Source organism: Allobosea minatitlanensis (assembly GCF_964020775.1).
Map to the genome: position 1 here is coordinate 4,642,680 of NZ_OZ224509.1, position 22,323 is coordinate 4,665,002.

The 22,323-nt window shown below is 68.5% G+C and carries 23 protein-coding genes; 11 read left to right on the plus strand and 12 right to left on the minus strand.

Going from position 1 to position 22,323, the window contains the following annotated elements; genetic code table 11:
* The first annotated feature begins 15 nt into the window (after window positions 1-15).
* Window positions 16-663 (plus strand): pyridoxamine 5'-phosphate oxidase family protein, encoded by a 648-nt coding sequence (locus tag ACWH43_RS22735; RefSeq protein ID WP_375797049.1) that lies wholly within the window; start codon window positions 16-18, stop codon window positions 661-663.
* A 180-nt stretch (window positions 664-843) separates the two neighbouring features.
* Here the strand turns inward: ACWH43_RS22735 and ACWH43_RS22740 are convergent, their stop codons facing one another.
* The 5 genes from ACWH43_RS22740 to ACWH43_RS22760 form a co-directional block, all read right to left on the minus strand.
* Window positions 844-1,842, minus strand: a complete 999-nt coding sequence (locus tag ACWH43_RS22740; RefSeq protein WP_158445721.1) for an adenosine kinase — start codon at window positions 1,840-1,842, stop codon at window positions 844-846.
* A 76-nt stretch (window positions 1,843-1,918) separates the two neighbouring features.
* Window positions 1,919-2,296, minus strand: coding sequence for a helix-turn-helix domain-containing protein (locus ACWH43_RS22745; RefSeq protein ID WP_158445722.1), 378 nt, complete (start codon window positions 2,294-2,296; stop codon window positions 1,919-1,921).
* Complete coding sequence (locus ACWH43_RS22750) at window positions 2,293-2,853, minus strand: Smr/MutS family protein (RefSeq protein ID WP_158445723.1); 561 nt, start codon at window positions 2,851-2,853, stop codon at window positions 2,293-2,295. Before ACWH43_RS22750 ends, ACWH43_RS22745 begins: the two co-directional genes overlap by 4 nt.
* 1 nt (window position 2,854) lies before the next feature.
* A complete protein-coding gene (mltA, locus tag ACWH43_RS22755; protein WP_158445724.1) occupies window positions 2,855-4,024 on the minus strand; it encodes a murein transglycosylase A in 1,170 nt (389 codons plus the stop codon).
* Window positions 4,021-4,743, minus strand: a complete 723-nt coding sequence (locus ACWH43_RS22760) for a Tim44/TimA family putative adaptor protein (RefSeq protein ID WP_448153645.1) — start codon at window positions 4,741-4,743, stop codon at window positions 4,021-4,023. Before ACWH43_RS22760 ends, mltA begins: the two co-directional genes overlap by 4 nt.
* A gap of 255 nt (window positions 4,744-4,998) precedes the next feature.
* Between ACWH43_RS22760 and secB the strand changes: the two genes are divergently transcribed.
* Together secB and ACWH43_RS22770 are read left to right on the plus strand one after the other, a co-directional pair.
* Window positions 4,999-5,493 carry a protein-export chaperone SecB gene (secB, locus tag ACWH43_RS22765; protein ID WP_158445726.1) on the plus strand — a complete coding sequence of 165 codons (495 nt, stop codon included), beginning with the start codon at window positions 4,999-5,001 and terminating at the stop codon, window positions 5,491-5,493.
* A 147-nt stretch (window positions 5,494-5,640) separates the two neighbouring features.
* Window positions 5,641-6,369, plus strand: coding sequence for a TerC family protein (locus tag ACWH43_RS22770; protein ID WP_158445727.1), 729 nt, complete (start codon window positions 5,641-5,643; stop codon window positions 6,367-6,369).
* Window positions 6,370-6,379: 10 nt separating this feature from the next.
* Here the strand turns inward: ACWH43_RS22770 and dnaQ are convergent, their stop codons facing one another.
* The 5 genes from dnaQ to ACWH43_RS22795 are packed head-to-tail and all read right to left on the minus strand — an operon-like array spanning window position 6,380 to window position 10,034.
* The gene (gene dnaQ, locus ACWH43_RS22775) at window positions 6,380-7,096 is read right to left on the minus strand and encodes a DNA polymerase III subunit epsilon (protein ID WP_158445728.1); all 717 of its coding nucleotides are present in this window, start codon (window positions 7,094-7,096) and stop codon (window positions 6,380-6,382) included.
* Between the two features lie 4 nt (window positions 7,097-7,100).
* The gene (gene coaE / locus ACWH43_RS22780) at window positions 7,101-7,727 is read right to left on the minus strand and encodes a dephospho-CoA kinase (RefSeq protein WP_158445729.1); all 627 of its coding nucleotides are present in this window, start codon (window positions 7,725-7,727) and stop codon (window positions 7,101-7,103) included.
* Between the two features lie 16 nt (window positions 7,728-7,743).
* Complete coding sequence (locus tag ACWH43_RS22785) at window positions 7,744-8,577, minus strand: shikimate dehydrogenase (protein WP_158445730.1); 834 nt, start codon at window positions 8,575-8,577, stop codon at window positions 7,744-7,746.
* A gap of 12 nt (window positions 8,578-8,589) precedes the next feature.
* On the minus strand, window positions 8,590-9,207 hold the full coding sequence (locus ACWH43_RS22790) for a Maf family protein (protein WP_158445731.1): 618 nt from the start codon (window positions 9,205-9,207) through the stop codon (window positions 8,590-8,592).
* The gene (locus tag ACWH43_RS22795) at window positions 9,204-10,034 is read right to left on the minus strand and encodes a pyruvate, water dikinase regulatory protein (RefSeq protein ID WP_158445732.1); all 831 of its coding nucleotides are present in this window, start codon (window positions 10,032-10,034) and stop codon (window positions 9,204-9,206) included. The genes ACWH43_RS22790 and ACWH43_RS22795 overlap by 4 nt, the downstream gene beginning before the upstream one ends.
* Window positions 10,035-10,457: 423 nt before the next feature.
* Here ACWH43_RS22795 and hemE point away from each other — a divergent pair, with 423 nt between their 5' ends.
* The 3 genes from hemE (at window position 10,458) to rho (ending at window position 13,447) form a co-directional block, all read left to right on the plus strand.
* Window positions 10,458-11,528 carry a uroporphyrinogen decarboxylase gene (gene hemE / locus ACWH43_RS22800; RefSeq protein WP_158445733.1) on the plus strand — a complete coding sequence of 357 codons (1,071 nt, stop codon included), beginning with the start codon at window positions 10,458-10,460 and terminating at the stop codon, window positions 11,526-11,528.
* A gap of 12 nt (window positions 11,529-11,540) precedes the next feature.
* The gene (hemJ, locus tag ACWH43_RS22805) at window positions 11,541-11,963 is read left to right on the plus strand and encodes a protoporphyrinogen oxidase HemJ (RefSeq protein ID WP_375797050.1); all 423 of its coding nucleotides are present in this window, start codon (window positions 11,541-11,543) and stop codon (window positions 11,961-11,963) included.
* Window positions 11,964-12,181: 218 nt separating this feature from the next.
* The gene (gene rho / locus ACWH43_RS22810; protein WP_158445734.1) at window positions 12,182-13,447 is read left to right on the plus strand and encodes a transcription termination factor Rho; all 1,266 of its coding nucleotides are present in this window, start codon (window positions 12,182-12,184) and stop codon (window positions 13,445-13,447) included.
* A 150-nt stretch (window positions 13,448-13,597) separates the two neighbouring features.
* Here rho and ACWH43_RS22815 read toward each other — a convergent pair whose 3' ends face one another.
* Window positions 13,598-15,601: a thioredoxin domain-containing protein gene (locus tag ACWH43_RS22815; protein WP_158445735.1), complete on the minus strand. Its 2,004-nt coding sequence runs from the start codon at window positions 15,599-15,601 to the stop codon at window positions 13,598-13,600.
* A 32-nt stretch (window positions 15,602-15,633) separates the two neighbouring features.
* Here ACWH43_RS22815 and mnmE point away from each other — a divergent pair, with 32 nt between their 5' ends.
* From mnmE to ACWH43_RS22840, 5 genes are all read left to right on the plus strand, one after another.
* The gene (gene mnmE / locus ACWH43_RS22820) at window positions 15,634-16,947 is read left to right on the plus strand and encodes a tRNA uridine-5-carboxymethylaminomethyl(34) synthesis GTPase MnmE (RefSeq protein WP_158448130.1); all 1,314 of its coding nucleotides are present in this window, start codon (window positions 15,634-15,636) and stop codon (window positions 16,945-16,947) included.
* 69 nt (window positions 16,948-17,016) lie between these two features.
* A complete protein-coding gene (gene mnmG, locus ACWH43_RS22825) occupies window positions 17,017-18,903 on the plus strand; it encodes a tRNA uridine-5-carboxymethylaminomethyl(34) synthesis enzyme MnmG (RefSeq protein ID WP_158448131.1) in 1,887 nt (628 codons plus the stop codon).
* 35 nt (window positions 18,904-18,938) lie between these two features.
* Window positions 18,939-19,547, plus strand: a complete 609-nt coding sequence (gene rsmG / locus ACWH43_RS22830; protein ID WP_260349632.1) for a 16S rRNA (guanine(527)-N(7))-methyltransferase RsmG — start codon at window positions 18,939-18,941, stop codon at window positions 19,545-19,547.
* Window positions 19,544-20,374 carry a ParA family protein gene (locus tag ACWH43_RS22835; RefSeq protein WP_158445737.1) on the plus strand — a complete coding sequence of 277 codons (831 nt, stop codon included), beginning with the start codon at window positions 19,544-19,546 and terminating at the stop codon, window positions 20,372-20,374. The genes rsmG and ACWH43_RS22835 overlap by 4 nt, the downstream gene beginning before the upstream one ends.
* 35 nt (window positions 20,375-20,409) lie before the next feature.
* Window positions 20,410-21,291: a ParB/RepB/Spo0J family partition protein gene (locus ACWH43_RS22840; protein ID WP_260349634.1), complete on the plus strand. Its 882-nt coding sequence runs from the start codon at window positions 20,410-20,412 to the stop codon at window positions 21,289-21,291.
* On the opposite strand, the gene holA is transcribed toward ACWH43_RS22840, so the two are convergent.
* Window positions 21,292-22,320: a DNA polymerase III subunit delta gene (holA, locus tag ACWH43_RS22845; RefSeq protein ID WP_158445739.1), complete on the minus strand. Its 1,029-nt coding sequence runs from the start codon at window positions 22,318-22,320 to the stop codon at window positions 21,292-21,294. It lies immediately after the preceding gene.
* Between the last annotated feature and the right edge of the window lie 3 nt (window positions 22,321-22,323).

Here is a 22,323-nt window from a genome sequence, read left to right on the forward strand (position 1 = left end):
GACATATGCCGCTCCATGGAGACCGGCATGTCAGACCACCGCATCGCCTCGCTCGACGATCTCGCCCGCGCCTATCCCAGCCCGGCCGCACCGGCTTCGGTCTTCAAGGAGATCGATCATGTCGACGAGAATTATGCAGCGCTGATCGCCGCCTCGCCGTTTTTCGTGCTCGCGACGGTCGGTCCGGAGGGGCTGGATTGTTCGCCGCGCGGGGATTTGCCGGGCTTCGTCACGGTCCGGGACGCGAAAACGCTCCTCATTCCGGACCGAAAAGGGAATAACCGGCTGGATTCGTTGAAGAATATCCTGTTCGACGATCGAATCGGAATGCTCTTCCTGATCCCCGGTTGCGGCGAGACGCTGCGCGTGAACGGACGCGCGGAGATTTCCTGCGATTCAGGGTTGTGTTCGCAGTTCGCGATGGCCGGGAAGCTGCCGGCGAGCGTGATGATCGTCCATGTCGAGTCGGTCTACTTCCAGTGCTCGCGCGCCGTGGTGCGGGCCGAGCTCTGGAATCCGGAGCGGCATGTCGACAAGCGGTCCCTGCCGTCGCCCGGCACGATCCTGCGCGACATCACCGCGCGCAACGCGGCGGTCGAAACCTTCGACGGCAAGGCCTATGACGAGGCGCTGCCGGAGCGGGTCAAGGCGACGCTGTACTGAGGGGAAGCCCGTTTTGTCATTCCGGCGCATCGCGCAGCGAAGGCCTCCACGATGGAGTGAGGCCGAGCGTTCAGCGATGCAGCGGAAATTGTAATTCGGACGTACCCGGTCGTGGGTTCCGGGCTCGGCCCAGAGGGCCGCCCCGGAATGACAATCGTGGTGTGCCCTCAGCCGTGGCGCTCACAGCAGCCCTTCGTTGCCTGCCAGCGTCTTCAGGCTGACATCCGGGCGCGCGCCGACATGCGAGATGATCTCGGCCGCCGCCAGCGCGCCGAGGCGCAGCGAATCGCGGGTCTCGCGGCCCGAGGTCAGGCCGTAGAGGAATCCCGCCGCGAAGAGGTCGCCGGCGCCGGTGGCGTCGACCACGCGCTCCACCGGGAAGACCGGCTCCTCGACGATGCCGTCGGGCGTCACCGCCAGCGCTCCCTTCTCCGAGCGCGTGACCACGGCGAGGATGTTCTCCGAGCGCAGCCAGGACAGGGCCGTGTCGAAATCGGCGGTCTGGTAGAGGCTCTTCAATTCATGCTCGTTGGCGAAGACGAGGTCGACGGTGCGGTTGCGGATCAGGCCGATGAACTCGTCGCGGTAGCGATCGACGCAGAAGGAATCCGACAGGGTGATGGCGACGCGGCCGCCGGCCCTGTGGGCGATCTCGGACGCCTTGCGGAAGGCTTCCTTCGCCGCCGGCGGGTCCCAGAGATAGCCTTCGAGATAGACGATATCGGCGCTCTCGACGGCCTTCTCGTCGACATCGGCGAGAGAGAGGCCCTGGCAGGCGCCGAGATAGGTGTTCATCGTGCGCTCGCCATCCGGCGTGACGATGATGAAGGAGCGCGCCGTCGCCGGACCTTCCGTCGCGTCTGCGGTGCCGAAAGCGACGCCGAGCGAGGTCAGGTCGTGCCGGTAGAGCTTGCCGAGCTCGTCGGCCCGGACCTTGCCGATGAAGGCGCCCTTGCCGCCGAAGGAGGCGAGGCCGGCGATGGTGTTGGCGGCCGAGCCGCCGGAAACGATGCGCGCCGGCCCCATCGCAGCGAAGAGCGATTCCGCCCGCGCCTCGTCGATCAGCATCATCGCGCCCTTGGTGAGCTTCTGCGCGATGAGGAAATCCTCCTCGGCGGAGGCGAGGACATCGACGATGGCGTTGCCGAGGGCGAGGACGTCCGTGCGGGTGCTGGTCATGGCGGATCCGGGGTGGGGCGGCGCTCGATGGCCGGAAGGAGAGGTGGCCGCCGTGTCGCATCCGACCGGTTCCGGGTCAAGCCGGCCGGTCGCGGCGCGCCGCGGCCTCGTCGAGGACGGCGCCGAGGCGGCGCAGATCCGCAAGGTCGAGCGCGGCGATCTCGCGGGCCAGGCGGTTGGCGAAGAGCGTCGCTTCCGCCTCCAGACCGGCCGTGTCGACGGTCACGCGCGGATGGGAGAGGTCGGCGAGGCGCACCAGCTCGTCGGCCTCGTCCCAGATCACGCCGAGCTGGTGGATCACGCCCTGGATCAGGCTGAAGGTCGGCCGGCCGCGCTTGCCGTGCTCCAGCGCCGAGAGATAGGCCGGCGTGACGCCGAGACCCGCGGCCATCCGGGCGAGCGTGATCCCGCGCTTTTCGCGAAGCTCGCGCACCCGCCGGCCGAAAGGGGTCATGCGCCCTGCTCCCTGAGCCGGCGCAGGCGCACATAGAGCGCGCCCGAGCCGCCATGACGCTGCTCCGCCTCCTCGAAGCCCAGGATCAGCGGGCGCAGTTCCGGCAGGCCCAGCCAGAGCGGCACCATCCGGCGCAGGATGCCGCGCTCGGCGCCGAACAGCGCCGGCGCCGGACCGCCCTTGCCGGTGACGACGAGGCAGATGCGAGTGCCGCGCGCCTGCTCGCGGCGCAGAAAGCCGCGCAGCGCCAGATGCGCCTCGTCCTGCCGCATGCCGTGCAGGTCGATCGAGGCCTCGACCTCCTGCCGGCCGCGGCGGAGCTGCGTGCGCAGGCGGCGCTCGAGCGGCGCCAGAGGCGGTGCGGCTGGCGGTGCGGCCTTGGCCAAGGCCATGCCGGCGACGAGGAGAACCGAGGTTTCGGTCGGGACTGGCGCCGCGGGCGGCTCCGGCTCCGGCTCGGGCGGCGCGCGGCCGGGCAGCGGCCTGACCGAGCGCGCCACCTGCCGCCAGAGCGCGATATCGGCCTCGCTCAGCGTCTTGCCCCGGCGCGAGCGCATCTCAACGCGGCCAGAGCACGGTGAAGGAGACGGGATGCCGGATCAGCCCGGCGCGATGCCCGGCCGCTTCGCCGGAGCCGACGAAGAGGTCCAGCCGCGCCGGGCCGAGAATGGCGGAACCGGTATCCTGCGCGACGGTCAGCCTGGCCAGCGGCGCCGTGCCGCCCGCTCCGTCGGGAAGGGCCGCGTCGATCCAGACCGGCAGGCCGTAGGGCCAGAGATTGCGGTCGATGGCGATACTGCGCAGCGGCGTCAGCGGCAGCCCGGCGCCGCCGATCGGCCCGGCCTCGGCCGGCAGGTCGTCGCGGCGGGCGAAGAAGACGAAGGAGCGGTTGAGCCGGATGAGATCGCGCGCGAAGGCGGGATCGGCCTTCAGCCGCGCGACGAGGCGGTCCATCGTCATCTGCTCGGGCGGGATGTTCTCGCGCTGGCTCAGCACGCGGCCGAGCGAGGTATAGGGCAGGCCGTTGCGCCCGGAATAGACCAGCCGCGTCACCCTGCCGTCGGGCAGGCGTACGCGGCCGGAGCCCTGCACCTGCAGGACGAAGCGGTCGACGGGGTCGCGCAGCCAGAGGATCTCCAGCCCCTGCCCGTCGAGCGCGCCGGTCTCGATGGCGGCACGGTCCGGGAAGGGCTCGAGTCCCTTGCCGGTGCGGCGCGCGGCGGAGAGCGCCTTGTCGAGGCCGGGCCAGTCATCCTCGGGAAACCGCGTCACCAGATCCTTCGGGCGGGCATAGAGCGGCGTCGGAAAGGCCTCGGAGCGGGTGAGGGAGCCCTCGAATTCGGGCTCGAAATAGCCGGTCATGAAGCCGGTTTCGGCGTTTGCCGGACGGATGTGCCAGAAGCTGAAATTCTGCTCGAAGAAGCCGCGCGCCTCATCGGCGCTGACCGAACCGGCCGCCGCCAGAGCCTTCGCCTTCTCGCAGGCGGCGGCGAGCACGTCCGGCAAAGCCACCGCCTGCCGCAGCGGCGGCTCCGCCATGCAGCCCCGCGCGAAGACGGCGAAGGCCTCGCCCTGGTCGTCCTGCCGCCAGCCGGCGATCCCGCCGGGCGTCGCCGGTTCGGCGCGGGCGCCGTCCGGCAGGGGGAAGGGAGGGTTGGCCATGGCCGTCATCGGAACCGGTGCAAGGGCCGCGAGCAGCGCGAGCGCGGCCGCGGCGCCACGGTTCACGCCCCGGCTTCGGTGGCGACGAGAAGCCAGTTGGGGTCCCTGCTGCCGAGCTGGCGCGAGAAGGTCCAGATGTCGTTGACCTCCGACACCTGATCGGCGCTGCCGTCGACGACGTTGCCCTGCGCATCGCGCGTGACGCTGATGAGCTGCGAGACGAAGGCGATGGTGACCTGCGCCGCCTTGCCCTTGACCTCGACGCCGGTCAACTCGGCCTTGTCGATCGAGACAAAGTTCAATTCGGCCTTCTCGCCGCGCTTCTCGCGTTCGGTGATCGCCTGCTCGAAGCCGTCATAGACATCCTTGGCGAGCAGGTTCTTCAGCGCCTTGCGGTCGCCACGGGCGAAGGCGGTGACGATGGTCTCGTAGGCGGCCTTGGCGCCGCCGATGAAGGCCTGGGGATCGAAGGCCGGCTCCTGCCGGACGATCGCCTCGATGCCGTTGCTGACCGGCGAATCCGGCGGCGCGATATCCTTCCAGCGCTCGGCCGCCGACGGAGCGGCGGCGGCGGGATCATTGGCCGCGCCCGGCAGGCGGATGACGTTGTCGCGCTTGTCCTGGGCCTGGTCCGGCCGCAGCGGCGGCGTCTCGCGCCGGACGAAGGGGTCCTTTGGCGGCTGCTCGTGGCCGGTCTTCTGGCCAAGGACGGAGCGCAGCTTCCAGGCGACGAAAACGGCCAGAGCCAAGAAGACCAGAGTCGTTATGTCGAAGGAATTTTGCATCGAAGGCTGACCCGCGGCTCCCGTCTCGTCATGGTCCGGGCCTCTGCCAGAACACCGGCGGCAGGCCGTCACCACCGTCATATGGTGAGACAGGCTCGTAACATCCACCCCCGGCCTTGTGAAGGCGAGTTCTTGTGCGTCCCTGCCGTCCATGATAGCCGACGCGCGCGTCGCCCCGGAGGCGGAGCGCAGTCCCGCATGCCCGAAACCGGCGCGGGATTTCCCGACACAGCCTGCCAGAACAAGATGGGACCGATGGCCAACGAACTTCCCAACGGCAACGGCGCCGGCGCCGCGGATACGGCTCCGAGCCTCAACGCCCTGATCCAGTACACCAAGGATTTCTCGTTCGAGAACCCCAAGGCGCCGCGCGCCCTCGCCCAGCAGGACGCCCAGCAGGGCCCGCAGATGTCGCTGCAGGTCAATGTCGGCACGACCAGCCTCGGCGGCACCGACTACGAGACCGTGCTGAAGCTCGAGGGCAAGGCCGAGCTCAACAACGAGACGCTGTTCGCCTTCGACCTGAGCTATGCCGGCGTCTTCCGCCTGCAGAACATCCCGGAAGAGCACATGCATCCGGTGCTGGTGATCGACTGCGCCCGCCTGCTCTTCCCCTTCGCGCGCCAGATCATCGCCGAGGCGGTGCAGAACGGCGGCTTCCCGCCCTTCTACGTGCCGCCGATCGATTTCGCCGCGCTCTACCAGCAGCGCATGCAGGAGATGGGTCAGCCGGGCGCCGTCAACGCCTGAGCACCGCTCCCCCGACATCGGAAAGGGCCCCTCGCGGGCCCTTTTTCGTTTGTTGCGCCTGATTATTGCTCTTGCGCAGCCATCGGCGCCTCGCCATCTCGGACCGGCTGTGGCGGCTCCCGCCAGACCCTATCCGATGGAGACCCGATGGACGCCCTTGTGACGCTCGCCTCCGACCCGGCCGTGTGGGCCGCGCTCGGGGCATTGATCGCCATGGAGGTCGTGCTCGGCATCGACAACCTGATCTTCATCTCGATCCTGACCAACAAGCTGCCCGAGCATCAGCGCTCCCGGGGCCGCAGGATCGGCATCGGGCTGGCGCTCGTCCTGCGCCTGGCGCTGCTCGGCACGGTCGCGGTCATCGTCAAGCTCACCGCGCCGGTCTTCTCGGTCCTCGGCCATGCCTTCTCCTGGCGCGACCTCATCCTGATCGCCGGCGGCCTGTTCCTGGTCTGGAAGGCGACGAAGGAAATCCATCACAAGGTCGACCCGGATCCGGGCCCGGACCTGTTCGACGGCGGCCGCGCCGCCGCCAATTTCGGCAGCGTCATCGTCCAGATCCTGCTGCTCGACCTCGTCTTCTCGGTCGATTCGATCATCACCGCCGTCGGCATGACCGAGCATCTTCCGGTGATGGTCATCGCCGTGATCGTCGCGGTGCTGACCATGCTGCTCGCCGCCGACCCGCTGGCACGCTTCATCGAGAACAATCCGACGATCGTGATGCTGGCGCTCGGCTTCCTGCTGATGATCGGCGGCACGCTGATCGCCGAGGGCTTCGGCGTGCATGTGCCGAAGGGCTATATCTACGCGGCGATGGCCTTCTCGGCCCTGGTCGAGGCGCTCAACATGCTGTCGCGGCGGAAGGCTTCGTAGCGCTTCAGATCTACTGCGCCGCCTCGTCGGCGATGCCGAGATAGCCCTTCCAGAGCGGGGCCTTCAGGGATTTGAGGATGAAGGCCTCATGCGCCGCGAGGGCGGCCTGGTCCAGCCGGGGCGCGAGCGGGCGCTGGCGCTGCGGCCGCTCCAGCATGGGCGCGGCGAGGCCCGGGCGCCCGGCCGCCGCCTCGACGCCGAGACCGAGCGAAGCCTGCTTGCCGCCGATCAGCTCGATATAGACCTCGGCCAGGATCTCGGAATCGAGCAGCGCGCCGTGCTTGGTGCGCCGGCTGTTGTCGATGCCGTAGCGCGAGCAGAGGGCGTCGAGGCTGTTGGAGGCGCCGGGATGCTTGCGGCGCGCCATGGACAGCGTGTCGACCACGAAAGCCGGCTCGACCGGCGCCATGCCGAGGCGCTTGAACTCCATGTTGATGAAGCCGATGTCGAAGGCGGCGTTGTGGATCACCAGCTTGGCGCCGGCGATGAATTCGGCGAAATCCTGCGCGACCGCGGCGAAGACGGGCTTGTCCGACAGGAACTCCTCGGAAAGCCCGTGAACGTTGTAGGCCTCCACGGGCATCGAGCGCTCGGGGTTGATATAGACGTGGAAGGTGCGGCCGCTCGGACAGTGGTTGACCAGCTCGACGCAACCGATCTCGACGATGCGATCGCCGTTATGGGCTTCGACGCCGGTGGTTTCGGTATCGAGAACGATCTCGCGCATCGGGTCAGGACCTCGCCCTGTAGGTCGCCGCCGCTCCGCCTCCGGGCCGGCCGGCCAGTGCTGCGAGGATAGAGCCGACCTGCCGCTCCGCGGCCACGAGACCGCGCGAGGTGTCCACAAGGAAATGCGCCCGGCGGCGCTTCTCGGCATCCGGCATCTGGCGCGACAGGATCGCTTGCAGCTTCTCCGCATTCATGCCCGGACGCGCCAGCACGCGCTCGCGCTGGACCGCGGCCGGGGCCGTGACGACGAGCACCGCGTCGCACCGCCCCTCGCCCCCGGTTTCCAGCAGGAGCGGCACGTCGATGACGGCGAGCCCGGCCGCCTGCGTCCGGCAGCGGGCGAGGAAAGCCTCCTCCTCCTCCCGCACCAGCGGATGGATGATCGCCTCGAGCCGGCTGAGCGCATCGGGGCTGCCGAGCACCGCGGCGCCGAGCCTGGCGCGGTCGACCACGCCGTCGACGACCGTTCCGGGAAAGGCCGCCGCGATCGGCGCCGCCGCCCGGCCGCGATGCAGGCGATGCACCGCCGCATCGGCATCGTGCAGCGGCACGCCCCGCTTCTCGAAAAGAGCGGCCGTCGTCGATTTGCCCATTCCGATCGAGCCCGTGAGGCCCAGCACGAAGGTCATGCGCGTTCCTTGCGAATCACGCCTTGAGGATATCGGCTTCGATCAGATCGCGCAGCGCCGGCGTCACCTGCGGCGTGACGCCGAACCAGCGGCCGAAGCCCGGCACGGCCTGGTGCAGCAGCATACCGAGCCCGTCGACGACGATGCCGCCGCGCCGTTGCGCCGCGGCGAGCAGCGCCGTTCTCAGCGGCGCATAGACGATATCGTCGACGATGGTGCCGGGGCGCAGGCGCGAAAGATCGAGCTCCAGCGGCGGCTTGCCCTGCATGCCGAGCGCCGTGGTGTTGACGACGAGATCGGCCGCGCCGACCGCTTCGCCGCGCCGCTCCCAGTCGACCGCCGTCAACGGCGCGCCGAACGACGACGCCAGCTCCTCGGCGCGCCCGCGGCTGCGGTTGGCCACCAGGATGCGGCCGATGCCGCGCGCCTTGAGGCCGAAGGCGATGCCGCGCGCGGCCCCGCCCGCTCCCAGGACGAGGGCCGTGCCCACCTGGTCATCCCAGCCGGGGACGGTGGCGTCGAGATGGGCGAGGAAGCCGGAGACATCGCTGTTGTCGGCGAAGATCCGCTCGCCGTCGCGCCACAGCGTGTTGACCGCGCCCACCGCCCGGCCCGCTTCGCTGACCTCGTCGACCAGCGCCATCACCGCCTCCTTGTGCGGCACAGTGACGTTACCGCCGGCGAATGCGCCGGCGCGCAGCCTGGCGATGAAGGCCGGCAGATCGGCCGGGGCGACGTCGATGGCCTCGTAGCTGCCGGCCAGCCCGTAATGCCGCAGCCATTCGCCATGGATCAGCGGCGAACGCGAATGCGCGATGGGATGGCCGATGACGAAGCAATGGGGGGGCATGGTGAAATCCGGTTAGCGGGCGAGATGGCCGAGATCGCGCAGGGCCTGGAGGACAGGCAGCAGCGGCAGGCCGAGAATGGTGAAATGATCGCCGTCGATCCGCGCGAAGAGCTGCGCGCCGAGCCCTTCGAGCTGGTAGCCGCCGACGCTGGCGAGGATGGCCGGGCCGGCGGCCTCGACATAACGCTCGATGAAAGCGGCATCGAGCGGGCGCATCGTCAGGCGCGCCGTCGCCCGACCCTGGGCAAGCACCTCTCCGTCCCGCGCCAGAGCGAAGGCGGAATGCAGCGCGTGGGTGCGGCCCGCCAGCGCCGCGATCTGCACGGCCGCCGCCGCAGCGTCCCCCGGCTTGTGGAAGGATCGTCCCTCGCAGGTCAGGGTCTGGTCGGCGGCCAGGACGAGCCGGCCGGAACGGAGCTTCGACACGGCAAGCGCCTTCGCCTCCGCCAGCGCCGAGGCGATGCCGTCCGCCGCGACACCCTGCTCGGCCAGCGGCCGCTCGACCGCGCGCTCGTCGATCTCCGGCTTCGCCGTTTCCACCGGAAGCCCGGCCGCAGCCAGCATGTCGCGCCGGGTGAGGCTGCCCGAGGCGAGAATCAGCGGCGCCGGCGAGAGCCACAGCCGCGTCATGTCGCGATGAACTTCATGCGGTGGTCGCGCAGGAGGTCGAGAATCGACGCCGCCGTCTCCTCGATGGAGCGGCGCGTGACGTCGATCACCGGCCAGCCCTTGCGGGCGCAGAGCCGGCGCGACTGGGCGACCTCGTCGGCGACCGCGGCCGGATCGACATAGGGCGTCTCGTCATCGGCCCGCAGGGAGAGCAGGCGGTTCTGCCGGATCTGGACGATGCGGTCGGGACTGGCGACGAGTCCGACGATCAGCGGCTTCCTGGCGGCGTCAAGCTCCGGCGGCAGCGGCACGTTCGGCACGAGCGGGATGTTGGCGGTCTTGATGCCGCGATTGGCGAGATAGATGCTCGTCGGCGTCTTCGAGGTCCGGCTGATGCCAACGAGGATGACGTCGGCATTGTCGAGGTCGCCGCCCAATTGCCCGTCATCGTGCAGCAGCGTGTAATTCATCGCATCGATGCGGCGGAAATATTCGGTGTTGAGAACGTGCTGCGCGCCCGGCTTCGTCGCCGAGACCTGGCCGAGATAGGACTGGAACAGGGACAGAACCGGCTGCAGCACCGAGAGGCAGGGGCAGCCGAGCTCCCGGCAGAAGCTCTCCAGCTTCTCCTGCCATTCCGGCTCGACCAGAGTGTAGAGCACCACCCCCGGCGAGGATTCGATCTCGGCGAGGACGCGGGCGAGCTGCGCTTCCGAGCGCACCAGCGGATAGACATGCTCGATCGCCGAGACGGTTTCGTATTGGGCCGCCGCGGCACGGCTGACCGCGATCAGCGTCTCGCCCGTCGCGTCCGAAACCAGATGAAGGTGAAAATAGTTGCGGACCACGGCAGCCCTCGCGCTGAAGCCTGCTCCTCCTCTAACGCCTGATGCGGCTTTGGCAAATCGCAGCGACGCGACATCCTCCCGGCGGGTTATCCAAGCCCCCGAGGAGCAGTGTGGATAAGACTCGCAACCGGCGGGCCGGCGCGGAGCCTCTGGACAACCGCGCTTCCCCATCAACAGGCCCGGCGCTGTGCATGGTAAAGAAAGTGTTTCACGTGAATCATTCGGGTCGGCCGAGCCCGGCCCGCCGATTCCAATTCGTTAAGAAAGCCTTAACCGGCCCTTTCCGTATCCGGCGACCCGCGACCTGCTGTCCCACCGCCTGTGGAACGGTTGTGGACGAAATTGTGGCGGGCTATCTCCCCCTGCCAAAGAGTCAAAGAAAGAAGAGTCTTTCTAGGATTCTCTTTTTTAAGAGGACGTGAGATGGATCGCCCGACGGGCTCGACGACGAACGCGAGATCGGCCTCCGGGGAAGGCCCCGCCTTTCTGCGAGCCCTTTCGGGAGAGACGCTTCCCGTCCCGCCCATCTGGCTGATGCGCCAGGCCGGCCGCTATCTCCCCGAATATCGCGAGACGAGGGCGAAAGCCGGCAGCTTCCTGTCGCTCTGCTACGATCCCGTGCTGGCGGCGGAGGTGACGCTCCAGCCGATCCGCCGTTTCGGCTTCGATGCGGCGATCCTGTTCTCGGATATTCTCGTCGTGCCGCAGGCGCTCGGTCAGAAGCTCTGGTTCGTCGAGGGCGAAGGGCCGCGGCTTGAACCAGTCGCCGATGCCGACCGGCTGGCGCAGATCGACGCGCTGGCCGACGAGGGCAAGCTCGCTCCGATCATCGAGACGGTCCGCCGGGTGCGTGCGGCGCTGCCGCGATCGACCGGCTTCATCGGCTTCTGCGGCGCGCCCTGGACGGTCGCCACCTATATGGTTGCGGGGCGCGGCACGCCCGATCAGGGGCCGGCGCGGGCACTCTTCGCCAGCGACCCCGATCTCTTCCAGGCCATCGTCGACCGCATCGTCGCGAGCTCCATCGCCTATCTCAACGCCCAGATCGCGGCGGGCGTCGATGCCGTACAGATCTTCGATAGCTGGGCCGGCGTGCTGACCCCGGACGATTTCCGGCGCTGGTGCATCGCGCCGACGCGGCGGATCGTCGAGGGCGTGCGCGCCGCGCATCCGCAGGTGCGGATCATCGGCTTTCCGCGCGGCGCCGGAGCCCTGATCCCGGATTATGTGCGGGGCACCGGCGTCGACGCCGTCAGCCTCGAAACCGAGATCGACCGGGATTTCGTGCGCTCGGAGATCCAATCGCTGGTGCCTGTGCAGGGCCATCTCGATCCGCAGCTTCTGCGGGCCGGCGGGCCGGAGCTGGAGCGGGGGGTCGAGGCCATCCTCGCCGCCTTCGCCGGGGCGCCCTTCATTTTCAATCTCGGCCACGGCATCCTGCCGGATACGCCGATCGCCCATGTCGAGCGTCTGCTCAAGGCAGTCAGGGGCTAGGGAGCTCTCGCCGTGTATGAATGGATCAAGGCCTTCCACGTCATGGCCGTCATCGCATGGATGGCCGGGATGCTCTATCTGCCGCGGCTGATGGTCTATCATGCGGAGGCGCAGACGGGCTCGATCCAGTCGGAGACCTTCAAGGTCATGGAGCGGCGGCTGCTCAAGGGCATCATCAACCCGGCGATGATCGCGACCTGGGCGCTGGGGCTCTACCTCGCCTGGTACGCCTTCGCCTTCAAGGGCGGCTGGCTGCATGCCAAGATCCTGCTGGTGCTGATCCTCTCCGCCATCCATGGCTATCTCGTCGGGCGGGTCAGGGCCTTCGCCGAGGACCGCAACGACAAGCCTGCGCGCTTCTACCGCATTCTCAACGAGGTGCCGGCGCTGCTGATGGCGGGTATCGTCATTCTGGTGATCGTGAAACCGTTCTGACGGAAGCTGTCGTTTCCGCTTGAGCCGGATCGCGATTCCCGTTATCAGATGGCCGCGCTTCTCCAGCGCCCTCCCTGTAGTCGACTGTTCGTGAGCCCGCTGCCAGCAGCAGCTCATGGCGCGCCTTCCCCCCGCGCAGGCCCGGTCCGGGTCCAGCTCGATCACTTCAGTATCATCCCTACCCCGCCGTCGCGGGGCGATTACGATCCGGGTGCCCCATGCGGGAAATCAAGCTCCAAGAGCTCAAGAGCAAGTCGCCGACCGAATTGCTGTCCTTCGCCGAAGAGGTCGAGGTCGAGAACGCCAGCACCATGCGCAAGCAGGAGCTGATGTTCGCCATCCTGAAGCAGCTCGCCGCGCGCGAGACGGAAATCCTCGGCGAAGGCGTCGTCGAGGTGCTGCAGGACGGATTCGGCTTCCTGCGCTCGCCGGATTCCAACTACCTGCCGGGGCCTGACGACATCTATGTCTCGCCATCCCAGATCCGGAAATTCGGCCTGCGCACCGGCGACACGGTCGAGGGCCCGATCCGCGGCCCCAAGGACGGCGAGCGCTATTTCGCCCTGCTCAAGGTCAACTCGGTCAATTTCGAGGACCCCGAGAAGATCAAGCACAAGATCCATTTCGACAATCTGACGCCGCTCTATCCGGACGAGCGCCTGAAGCTCGAGGTGCAGGATCCGACCAAGAAGGATTTCTCGCCGCGGGTCATCGACATTGTGGCGCCGATCGGCAAGGGCCAGCGCGCGCTGATCGTGGCCCCGCCGCGCACCGGCAAGACCGTGCTGCTCCAGAACATCGCGCAGTCGATCACCACGAATCATCCCGAGTGCTATCTCATCGTCCTGCTCATCGACGAGCGGCCCGAGGAAGTCACCGACATGCAGCGCTCGGTGAAGGGCGAGGTCGTGTCCTCGACCTTCGACGAGCCGGCCTCGCGCCACGTCCAGGTCGCGGAGATGGTGATCGAGAAGGCCAAGCGCCTGGTCGAGCATGGCCGCGACGTGGTCATTCTGCTCGATTCGATCACGCGCCTCGGCCGCGCCTACAACACCGTGGTGCCCTCTTCCGGCAAGGTGCTGACCGGCGGCGTCGACGCCAACGCCCTGCAGCGCCCGAAGCGCTTCTTCGGCGCGGCGCGCAACATCGAGGAAGGCGGTTCGCTGACCATCGTGGCGACTGCGCTGATCGACACCGGCTCGCGCATGGACGAGGTGATCTTCGAGGAGTTCAAGGGCACCGGCAATTCCGAGATCGTGCTCGACCGCAAGGTGGCCGACAAGCGCATCTTCCCGGCGATCGACATCCTCAAGTCGGGCACCCGCAAGGAAGAGCTTATCACCCCGCGCGCCGACCTGCAGAAGACCTATGTGCTGCGCCGGATCCTCAATCCGATGGGCCCGCAGGATGCGATCGAGTTCCTGATCGACAAGCTGCGCCAGACCAAGCAGAACTCGGAATTCTTCGATTCGATGAACACCTGATCCTTCCGCGATCAGGCCAGATTCCGGCGCCGCCGCTCATGATGAGCGGCGGCGTTTGCATTTCTGGAGCTTCGTGACCTTCCCAATGGCGATTGGGGGTTCAACGGAATGCCGCAAGTTCCAGGATCGGCGAGCGGCCCCGAGCGGGTCTCATCGCGCTGCGGCGATGGCTTCGAGCAATCGATTCGGGTCCGTGACGGGTGGCAGGCAGCGGCCGTCGAAGCAGATGAAGGCCGCGCCGGCGCCGGCCAGCCGAAGCATGGCCGCGGCCGGGTGGTCGACCGGCAGCGCCGTCGCATCGGCGCAGTCGATCAGGATCGTGCCGGTATAGGGCAGGTGCCGCGCGGCCCGGTGGAACGCCGCCCGTTCCGGACCGGCGAGGACGATCTCGACACCGTTGCGGACGAGATCATAGGCGTTGAGGATCGCGCCATGCGCCATCGGCGCGCGCGCCGCCGCCTTCAGGGCCGCCGCCATCAATGATTCGGCCCGTGCTCGGAGGTCGGGATCGGCGGTCTTCGCAGCCAGCCTCGCCAGGTTTGCGGCGTGAATGCCGAGGGCATTGGGCACGGCGTCATCGTGGGTCGGCCTGGGTAGGACCGGCAGTTCGCCGGATTCCAGCCGGGTCATCCCGATCAGCCCGGTTTCCGGGTCGCGGTAGTGCCGATCGAGATGGTCCGACCAGCGCATGGCATCGTCGAGATAGTGCTGTTCCAGCGTGGCATCATGCAATGCCAGCGCGGCGTCGATCATGGCGGCGTGGTCCAGGGCGAATCCCGGCTTGATCCGGCGCCCGAGGCGGTAGGAATGGGCGAGGCCTTCGCCATCGGCCATCGATTCGGCAACGAAACGGTAAGCGCCCTGGGCGCGTGCCAGCCAGTCTGGCCGGTCCAGCAATCCCGAGGCGCGGGCGAGGCCGGCGATGGCCAGCCCGTTCCAGTCGGCCAGGATCTTGTCGTCGCGCGCCGGCGGCACCCGGCTCGCCCGCTCGGCAAGCAGCCGCTGCTTCAGGCCGGCGAGCCGCGAGGCGGTTTCGGCATCCGGATCCGGCTGGTCGAGCCGGTTGAGGATATTCGTCTCCTCCCAGTTGCCCGGGCCGGTGACGTCGTAGAAGCGGGCGAACAGCGCGCCATCCTCGGCGCCGAGGATGGCGGTGACCTCGGCCAGCGACCAGATATAGAACTTGCCCTCGACGCCCTCGGAATCGGCATCGAGGCTGGCGGCGAACGCCCCTTCCGGCAGGAGCATGTCGTGTTCGAGCCAGGTGACGATGCCCGTTGCGGCCTCGCGCGCGAGCAGGTTTCCGCTGCGCTTCGCCTCGAGCGCATAGAGCGCCAGGAGCTGGGCGTTGTCGTAGAGCATCTTCTCGAAATGCGGCACGAGCCAGCGTGCATCGACGGCATAGCGCGCGAAGCCGCCGCCGAGATGGTCGTGAATGCCGCCGCGGGCCATGCGATCCAGGGTCAGGGTTGCGGCCGCCAGCGCCGGGCTGATGCCGGCGCGACGGGATCCCGCCCGCCAGAGCAGTTCGAGCAGTCCGGGATTGGGGAATTTCGGGGCGCCGTTCAGCCCGCCATCGCGCGGATCGAAGGCATCCGCGATCTGCCCGGCGAGATGGTCGAGATCCGGTTCCACGACAGCGGCGAGGTTCGCAGCATCGGCCCGCCGAAGGGCATCGCGGATGGCGGCGGCGTTCCCGGCGATCCGGCCCGGCTCGCGCTGGAAGATCGCGGAGATCTGCCGCAGCACGCCCGTGAAGGACGGGTGGCCATGGCGCGGCTCGGGCGGGAAATAGGTGCCGCCCCAGAAGGCGTCGCCCTCCGGGGTCAGGAACATGGTCAGGGGCCAGCCGCCCTGCTCGCCCAGGCTGTGCAGCGCGCTCATATAGACATGGTCGATGTCGGGACGCTCCTCGCGGTCGACCTTGATGTTCACGAAGAGCTCGTTCATGACGGCGGCCGTCGCCGGGTTCTCGAAGCTCTCATGGGCCATGACATGGCACCAATGGCAGGCGGCGTAGCCGATCGAAAGCAGCACGGGCCGGTTGCTGCGCTTCGCCTCGGCGAAGGCTTCCGGTCCCCATTCCCACCAGTCGACGGGGTTGTCGCGATGCTGAAGCAGATAGGGGCTGGCGGCTCCGGCGAGGCGGTTCATCGGGCGTTCCTTCCCAGCGCCGGGGCGGCACCATGATCGATCGGACGGCCCAGCCTACCATCGTCGCGCTCTCCTCGGCACCCGGCCGCGCCGGCGTCGCGGTCCTGCGCGTCTCGGGCGCGCGGGTTCGATTCGTCATCGAAACGACGGCCGGACTCGTGCCCCCGCCGCGGCAGGCGACCCTGCGCGCGCTGCGCGACCGGCAAGGCCGGGTCATCGACAAGGGACTCGTTCTGTTCTTCCCCGGTCCTACCAGCTTCACCGGGGAGGATGTCGTTGAATTTCATGTGCATGGCTCGCGCGCGGTGCTGGCGGCACTACTGACGCATCTGACGGCACTACCGCAGGTCAGGCTGGCCGAAGCCGGGGAATTCACCCGCCGCGCCTTCGAGGCGGGCAAGCTCGACCTCGCCGCGGTGGAAGGTCTCGCCGATCTGATCGATTCGGAGACGGAATGGCAGCGGCGACAGGCGTTGCGGCAGATGGACGGCGCGCTCGGCACGCTGGCGGAGCAATGGCGCGCGCAGTTGCTGCAGGCGATGACCCTGCTGGCGGCGGAGATCGACTTTTCCGATGAGGGCGACGTCGCGGGTCCGTTGCAGGACGAGGCGCTGGATATCGCCGAGGCGGTGCTGCTCTCCTTGCGCCAGGCGCTCGGCAGCTTCGCGATGGGCGAGCGGGTGCGCGAGGGTTTCGTCGTGGTCCTGGCCGGCCCGCCCAATGCCGGCAAGTCGAGCCTGCTCAACGCGCTGGCCCGGCGCGACGTCGCGATCGTCTCCCCGGTTGCGGGCACGACGCGGGATGCGCTGGAGGTTCGGCTGGACCTCGAAGGCCTGCCGGTGCTGCTGATGGACACGGCGGGGCTGCGCGAGAGCACCGACCCGATCGAGGCGGAGGGGGTCAGGCGGGCGCGGGCCCTGATGGAGCGGGCCGATCTGGTTCTGGGATTGCGCGCCATCGATTCGGAGCCGTATCGAATCGAGCAGAGCCAGTCCCGGATCGCTGTGGCGACCAAGGCCGACCTCGGCGGGACGGCCTTGCCCGGCGAACGGGCGATTTCGGTCAGGAGCGGCGAAGGACTGCCGGAACTGCTGTCGGCGATCGTCGCGCATCTGCGCGGCCTGGGCCAGAACGAACCGGCCCTGCTGACGCGCGAACGGCACCGCGTCGCGGTGGCCGCGGCGATCGCGGCGCTGGAGCGGGCGACCCGATCCAGAGGCGGGCCGAGCGAGCTGTCGGCCGAGGATCTGCGCCTGGCGGTTTCGGCGCTGGAGCGGCTCGTCGGGCGGATCGGGGTCGAGGACGTGCTCGACACGCTGTTCGCCGGGTTCTGCATCGGCAAATGAGAAGCGCGGCGCCGCGCGCCGGCCACAGGACGATTGACCGCCCCGCCCGGCTTCGCTAGCGAAATCGGCATGTCAGTTCTCGCGCGATCCTACGATGTCGTGGTCGTCGGCGGAGGCCATGCCGGAGCCGAGGCCGCGGCCGCCGCCGCCCGTTACGGAGCCCGCACCGCCCTGGTAACGCATCAGCCGGCCACGGTCGGCGTGATGTCCTGCAATCCGGCGATCGGCGGGCTCGGCAAGGGGCATCTGGTGCGGGAGATCGACGCGCTCGACGGCTTGATGGCGCGCGCCGCCGATCTGGGCGGCATCCAGTTCCGCATGCTCAACCGGCGCAAGGGGCCGGCGGTGCGCGGCCCGCGCGCGCAGGCCGACCGCAAGCTCTACAGGCAAGCGGTCCAGGCGCTGCTCGCGGAGCAGCCGAATCTCGATATCGTGGCCGGCGAGGTCTTCGATGTGGAGATCGAGGCCGGCCGCGTCGTTGCGGTCATGCTGGCGGATGGACGTCGATTCGGGACCGGAACGGTCGTGCTGACGACCGGAACCTTCCTGCGCGGGCTGATGCATATCGGCGAAACCAGGATTCCCGCCGGCCGCGTCGGCGAGGCGCCTTCGCTGGGATTGTCGGCGACGCTGGAACGTCACGGCTTCCCTCTGGGCCGCCTCAAGACCGGCACGCCCGCCCGGCTCGACGGCCGCACGATCGACTGGGCCGGGCTCGAGATGCAGCCGGGCGACAGCCCGCCCGAGCCCTTCTCGGCGCTGACCGAGACAATCGTCAATCCGCAGATCTGTTGCGGGATCACCCGGACCACGCTGGCAAGTCACGCGCTGATCCGCGCCAATCTGCATCGGGCTCCGATGTTCTCGGGCCAGATCGAGGGCAGGGGGCCGCGCTATTGCCCATCGATCGAGGACAAGGTCGGCCGCTTCGGCGACCGGGACGGCCACCAGATCTTTCTGGAGCCGGAAGGACTCGACGACGACACGGTCTATCCCAACGGAATCTCGACGTCGCTGCCGGAGGACGTGCAGCGCGATCTGCTCAAGACCATTCCGGGCCTGGAACGAGCGGCGATGCTGCGGCCGGGCTATGCGATCGAATATGATTTCGTTGACCCGCGCGCGCTTCGCAATACCCTCGAGACGCGCGCCGTCGCCGGCCTGTTCCTGGCGGGGCAGATCAACGGGACGACCGGCTATGAGGAGGCCGGGGCGCAGGGGCTGCTCGCGGGCCTGAACGCCGCGCGGCTGGCGGGCGGCGCCACGCCGACGGTGTTTGACCGGGCTCAGTCCTATATCGGCGTGCTGGTCGACGATCTGGTGACGCATGGCGTTACGGAACCGTATCGGATGTTCACCTCGCGCGCCGAGTTCCGCCTGTCGCTGCGCGTCGACAACGCCGATGAACGCCTGACGATGTCCGGCCGGGCGCTGGGAATCGTCGGCTCGGCGCGGCTAGCGGCCTTCCAGGCGCGCCATAGCGAGATCGAACGCCTGCGCGCGACGCTCCGGGCTCTGCACCTGACGCCGCAGCAGGCCGAAGCCGCAGGGCTGCAGCTCAATCGCGACGGGCTGCGGCGCAGCGCCTATCAGATCCTGTCCCATCCGGACATCGCCTTCGCGCAGCTCGCCGCTGTCTGGCCGGAGCTGAAGGCCTATTCCGCCGCGGTGGTCGATCGCGTGAGCGCCGACGCCGTCTACGCGGTCTATCTCGACCGGCAGGCGGCGGAGATCGAAGCCTATCGCCGCGATCAGGCGCTGAAGATGCCCGGGGATCTCGATTTCGCCGCGATCTCCGGCCTTTCCAACGAGATCAAGGCGAAGCTCGAAGCGATCCGGCCGGCCGATCTGGCGCAGGCCGGCAAGATCGAGGGCATGACGCCGGCGGCGCTGACCCTGCTGGCGGCCCATGCCCGCAAGAGCCGTTCGGCCAGCTTGTCCACAGGCGCGCCGTGACTGTTGATAAAAGCGATCGCCAGCATGCTTTACGCTTGACGCCTGTTTCACGTGAAACAGAGGAGCGCCTCGCGCTTCTTGTGGCGGAGCTCGAACGCTGGCAGGCGGCGAAAAATCTGGTCTCGTCCGCCACGCTCGCCGATGTCTGGACGCGCCATATCGCCGACTCGCTCCAGCTCTTCAATCTCGCGGCGGAGCGGGAGCGCTGGCTCGATCTCGGTTCGGGCGGCGGCTTTCCCGGGCTGGTGATCGGCATCTGCCTGGCGGAACGCGGCGCCGGGCAGATCGATCTGGTCGAAAGCAACGCCCGCAAATGCGCTTTTCTGCGCCACGCGGCGCGCGTGACCGGCGCGCGGGTCAAGGTCCATCCGGCCCGGATCGAGCAGGTGGTCGGCAGTTTTGCCGGAAACGTCGAGGTGGTGACGGCCCGCGCCCTCGCTCCGCTGAGCCAATTGCTCGACTGGTGCGAAGAGCTGTTGAGAACGGGGGCGCTCGGCCTCTTTCCCAAGGGACAACATCTAGATACGGAATTGACCGACTCGGCCAGATATTGGAAGATTCAGGCAACAACCGTTTCTTCCGTGACTGACGACGCCGCGCGCATCCTGCTGGTTCGCTCGGCCGAGAGACGAGCCGATCCATGACAGACGTCAGATCCGTGTCCACGCCGCGCCGCCCGCGCGTGATCGCGCTTGCGAACCAGAAGGGCGGCGTCGGCAAGACCACGACGGCGATCAATCTCGGCACGGCGCTGGCGGCGATCGGCGAGAAGGTGCTGATCGTCGACCTCGACCCGCAGGGCAATGCCTCGACCGGGCTCGGCGTCGATCGGCGCAGCCGCAAATCCTCGACCTATGACGTCCTGTGCGGCGATGTCGGCCTCGGCCAGGCCCTGCAGCCCACCGCCGTACCAGGGCTGTCGCTGGCGCCCTCGACGCTGGACCTGCTCGGCGTCGAGCTGGAGATCGCTTCGGCCAAGGACCGGGCCCACCGCCTCAAGAACGCGATCGACGAGCTGGTCTACGACCAGCGCTGCCAGGACCTGACCTATGTGCTGATCGATTGCCCGCCCTCGCTCAGCCTGATCACCATCAACGCCATGACCGCGGCGGATGCGGTGCTGGTGCCCTTGCAGTGCGAGTTCTTCGCGCTCGAGGGCCTGAGCCAGCTCTTGAAGACCGTCGAGCAGGTCCGGGCCGGACTCAATCCGCGCCTGATCATCCAGGGCGTGGTGCTGACCATGTTCGACCCGCGCAACAATCTTTCCGGCCAGGTCATGGCCGATGTGAAGAGCTTCCTCGGCGACAAGGTCTACGAGACGGTGATTCCGCGCAATGTGCGGATTTCGGAGGCGCCTTCCTATGGCAAGCCGGCCTTGCTCTACGACCTGCGCTGCTCCGGCTCGCAGGCCTATCTGCGGCTGGCCTCGGAAGTGATCAAGCGCGAGCGCGCCCTGCGGGCGGCCGCGTGATTCGACGAACAAGCAGAGGTTGACGAGGGATGGCGATGGCCGAAGAACAGGGGCGTTCCCGCCTTGGCCGCGGGTTGGCGGCGCTGATCGGCGATGTCGGAGATGAGATCGGCGCGATCGAGCGGGCGCGCGGACAGCGCCGGGTCCCGGTCGAGTTCCTGCGTCCGAGCGCGCGCAACCCGCGCCGCAACTTCGCGGAGGGCGATCTCGACGACCTGACGGCCTCGATCCGTGAACGCGGCATCCTGCAGCCGATCATCGTGCGGTCCCTGCCGGGGATGATCGACGCCTATGAGATCATCGCCGGAGAGCGGCGCTGGCGGGCGGCGCAGCGCGCCGAGCTGCACGACGTGCCGGTCATCCTGGTCGAGGCCGACGACCGCGAGGCGCTCGAGATCGCCATCGTCGAGAACGTCCAGCGCTCCGACCTCAATCCGATGGAAGAGGCGGCGGGCTATGAACGCCTGATCGCCGAATTCAACTACACCCAGAACGACCTGGCCCGCGTCATCGGCAAGAGCCGCAGCCATGTCGCCAACACGCTGCGCCTGTCCAAGCTGCCGGAGCAGGTGCGGAAGATGGTCAGCGAGGGCGCCGTTTCGGCGGGCCATGCGCGGGCGCTGCTGTCCGTTTCGGATCCGGAACTGATGGCGAAGAAGATCGTCGCGGAAGGCATGAGCGTTCGCGATATCGAGCGGGTGGTCCAGGAAGAGGCGCGGGGCGAGACCAAGAGCGCCGTGGCCGCGAAACCCCGCCCGGAGAAGGATGCGGATACGCGCGCTCTGGAGAGGGCGCTGGAAGAGGCGCTCGGCCTCTCGGTCACGATTTCCCACCGCGCGAGCGGCGCGGGCGAGGTCAGGATCGCCTACAAGACACTGGAACAGCTCGATACGCTCTGCCGCCGCCTGAAGGCGTGATCAATCGCCCCGGTTGCTGCGGCTGAGCCGCGCCAGGGTCCACAAGGCACGGGTCGCGGTCGCGCGGCCCGTTTCGCTGTTCTGGCGGGTCGCCAGCACGGCGCTGCCCAGCACCGCGACGGCTTCCGTCAAGCGCGCGCTGCTCCAGGCGTTGAGCGCCGCCTCGGTGGTGGCGATCCGCGGATAGGGCAGGCGCATCGTGCCGACGACGTCCCTGACGCCGCGCCCCGCATCGACGCTCTGCCGGGCCTTGAGCAGGGCCAGGGCCTGCCGCAGCACCGCGCCGAGCATCACGCCGGGGTCGAGCCCTTCGCTGGCGAGCTTCGCCTGGGCGAGGTCCAGGACGGATAGCTTTCCGGCGAAGACCGCGTCGACCAGCATCGCCTGCTCGCGCTGGGCGGTATCGCCGACGACGGCGTCGATATGGTCTTCGGTGACCATGCGCTCCTCGCCGAGATAGAGCAGCAGCTTCTCGATCTCGCGCCGGGAGGTCTGGCGGTCGCCGCCGAGGAGCCCGGCGAGGTGGTCCCGCGCATTGCGGTCGATGCTTTTGCCGGCGGCGCGGACCATCTCGTCGATGATCGCGCCGAGATCCCGGGCGGCGTCGCCATAGCAGGGCACCACCAGCGCGCTTTTGGCCCTTTCGCAGGCGGTCCGCAGCGGGTTGCTGCGCTGCAGGTCGCCGGCTTCGACGATGACGAGGGCGTCCTGGGAGGGCGTCGCCAGGAGAGGCTCGACGGCGGCCAGCAGGGGCTTCGTCGTCGCGGAAACGCGGATCGCGCGCCGGCCGCCGAAAAGGCCGATGGTATTGGCCTCGTCGACCAGCTTCAACGGGTCGGCGGCGACCGCGTCCCCATCCATGCGGATGAGCTGGAAGGCGTCGTCGGGATCGTCGACGCTCTTGCGGGCGAGATGGCCGGCCCGCTCCGAGACGAGGCCGGTATCGGGGCCGTAGAACAGCACCAGGCGCCAGGCCGGGTCGAGGCGCGCGAGCGTGCGGTCGGCTTCATGCGCCTTGATCGCGACCATGGC

Coding starts and splice junctions, on each gene's coding strand:
- ACWH43_RS22735 (WP_375797049.1), top strand. CDS start 16: ATGGAGACCGGCATGTCAGACCACCGCATCGCCTCGCTCGACGATCTC.
- ACWH43_RS22740 (WP_158445721.1), bottom strand. CDS start 1,842: ATGACCAGCACCCGCACGGACGTCCTCGCCCTCGGCAACGCCATCGTC.
- ACWH43_RS22745 (WP_158445722.1), bottom strand. CDS start 2,296: ATGACCCCTTTCGGCCGGCGGGTGCGCGAGCTTCGCGAAAAGCGCGGG.
- ACWH43_RS22750 (WP_158445723.1), bottom strand. CDS start 2,853: ATGCGCTCGCGCCGGGGCAAGACGCTGAGCGAGGCCGATATCGCGCTC.
- ACWH43_RS22760 (WP_448153645.1), bottom strand. CDS start 4,743: ATGCAAAATTCCTTCGACATAACGACTCTGGTCTTCTTGGCTCTGGCC.
- secB (WP_158445726.1), top strand. CDS start 4,999: ATGGCCAACGAACTTCCCAACGGCAACGGCGCCGGCGCCGCGGATACG.
- ACWH43_RS22770 (WP_158445727.1), top strand. CDS start 5,641: ATGGACGCCCTTGTGACGCTCGCCTCCGACCCGGCCGTGTGGGCCGCG.
- dnaQ (WP_158445728.1), bottom strand. CDS start 7,096: ATGCGCGAGATCGTTCTCGATACCGAAACCACCGGCGTCGAAGCCCAT.
- coaE (WP_158445729.1), bottom strand. CDS start 7,727: ATGACCTTCGTGCTGGGCCTCACGGGCTCGATCGGAATGGGCAAATCG.
- ACWH43_RS22785 (WP_158445730.1), bottom strand. CDS start 8,577: ATGCCCCCCCATTGCTTCGTCATCGGCCATCCCATCGCGCATTCGCGT.
- ACWH43_RS22790 (WP_158445731.1), bottom strand. CDS start 9,207: ATGACGCGGCTGTGGCTCTCGCCGGCGCCGCTGATTCTCGCCTCGGGC.
- hemE (WP_158445733.1), top strand. CDS start 10,458: ATGGATCGCCCGACGGGCTCGACGACGAACGCGAGATCGGCCTCCGGG.
- rho (WP_158445734.1), top strand. CDS start 12,182: ATGCGGGAAATCAAGCTCCAAGAGCTCAAGAGCAAGTCGCCGACCGAA.
- ACWH43_RS22815 (WP_158445735.1), bottom strand. CDS start 15,601: ATGAACCGCCTCGCCGGAGCCGCCAGCCCCTATCTGCTTCAGCATCGC.
- mnmE (WP_158448130.1), top strand. CDS start 15,634: ATGATCGATCGGACGGCCCAGCCTACCATCGTCGCGCTCTCCTCGGCA.
- mnmG (WP_158448131.1), top strand. CDS start 17,017: ATGTCAGTTCTCGCGCGATCCTACGATGTCGTGGTCGTCGGCGGAGGC.
- ACWH43_RS22835 (WP_158445737.1), top strand. CDS start 19,544: ATGACAGACGTCAGATCCGTGTCCACGCCGCGCCGCCCGCGCGTGATC.
- ACWH43_RS22840 (WP_260349634.1), top strand. CDS start 20,410: ATGGCCGAAGAACAGGGGCGTTCCCGCCTTGGCCGCGGGTTGGCGGCG.
- holA (WP_158445739.1), bottom strand. CDS start 22,320: ATGGTCGCGATCAAGGCGCATGAAGCCGACCGCACGCTCGCGCGCCTC.